This is a genomic window from Mesorhizobium sp. M7A.F.Ca.MR.362.00.0.0 (assembly GCF_004023175.1).
Classification (GTDB): domain Bacteria; phylum Pseudomonadota; class Alphaproteobacteria; order Rhizobiales; family Rhizobiaceae; genus Mesorhizobium.
On sequence record NZ_RZTF01000134.1, the window covers coordinates 4,217 to 4,829 of the forward strand.

The 613-nt window shown below is 61.8% G+C and carries 1 pseudogene; it reads right to left on the minus strand.

The features are described 5' to 3' along the window. Nucleotides 1-501, minus strand: a pseudogene (locus EOC06_RS42755) (PAS domain-containing sensor histidine kinase); the annotation flags it as partial. Nucleotides 502-613: the final 112 nt, after the last annotated feature.

The following is a 613-nucleotide window of genomic DNA, read 5'->3' on the forward strand; positions in this document are numbered from 1 at the left end:
GGCCATGGACAATGTCGTGCCCTGGAGGTTGCGGGCATTTTCCTGGACATAGGCGTCGGCGATCGAGAGGGATGAATTGACGATCGTCTTGGTGCGGATTTCGAACCAGCGGTCAAGGCCGATGTCGAGCGTGATCGAGGCAATGATGGCCACCATGATGGCGGGAATGGCGGCAACCAGGGCGAACATGGCGACAATGCGCACATGCAGCCGCGAAGCGGCCTTGCCATGCCGGCGCGCCATCAGGATGCGGTGCACCTCACGCCCGACCAGCGCGATAAGAAACAGGACGAAAGCCGCGTTGAGGGCAATCAACGCCAGCGTCGTCGACTCGTTCGGTGTGATCGGCGTGGCGCCGACGAGGATGGTGAACGAGATCGCAGCCGTCATCAGCGCGCCGACGACCGCGATCACACCCGGCAGCGCAAGCAGCCGGCGCCCGTCACGAGCGCCGGGTTCGCTGAAGAGCGGTTGGTTTGTTGTCGGTGCCTGCGGAGCCATGTCGCCGTCTAGAGCCATGATTGCGTCGGATGTATGCAACGCATTGTGGCGATTATGCAACAAGTGTGACCGAGACGGAAATCTTTCGCGAGCCGATCCCCTGAAAAGAGCG